Origin of the sequence: Marinobacter sp. BW6 (assembly GCF_008107725.1) — a bacterium.
GTDB lineage: Bacteria > Pseudomonadota > Gammaproteobacteria > Pseudomonadales > Oleiphilaceae > Marinobacter.
Genome location: NZ_VIRN01000045.1, coordinates 1 through 555, shown reverse-complemented (window position 1 = coordinate 555; position 555 = coordinate 1). Strand labels below are relative to the sequence as shown.

The 555-nt window shown below is 65.2% G+C and carries 1 pseudogene; it reads right to left on the bottom strand.

The window, feature by feature from the left end:
- Window positions 1-555 (bottom strand): annotated as a pseudogene (flgK, locus tag FMN52_RS04240) (flagellar hook-associated protein FlgK); the annotation flags it as partial.

Here is a 555-nt window from a genome sequence, read left to right as displayed (position 1 = left end):
GGGTCGACACAGTATTGCCCACCACCAGCGGCTGGCCGCTACCGATGAACAGGCTGACGCTGTTATCGTCCTGGGTGACCGCGGTCACCCCGATCATCTCGGACAGCTTGCGCACGGCTTCGTCGCGCGCATCCATCAGGTCGGTGGGCACCGCGCCCGCCGACTTGGCCTTGGCGATGGCATCGTTGTAGCTGGCCACGCTCTGCGACAGATGGTTGACCTGCGAAGCCAGCGCGCCCAGTTGCTGGTTGATCAGGCTGTTCTGCTTGTCCAACTGGTCGTAGGGGGTATTGAAGGTCTTGCCCAGCCCCTCGGCCTGGGCAAGCACTGCCTCGCGCGCTTCGGTCGAGGAGGGATTGTTGGCGGCGGCCTGCAGTGCGGCGAAGAAGCGCTGCATGGCCGGGCTGACGCCGGTGGTGGTGTTGGACAACAGGCCGTCGAGCTGCTCGATCTGGCTACGGAATGCGCTCAACTCGCTGTTCTGGCTGGTGGCGTTGCGCAACTGGCCGGTGAGGAAGTCACTGGCCAGGCGGCGCACGTCGACGATCTGGCTGC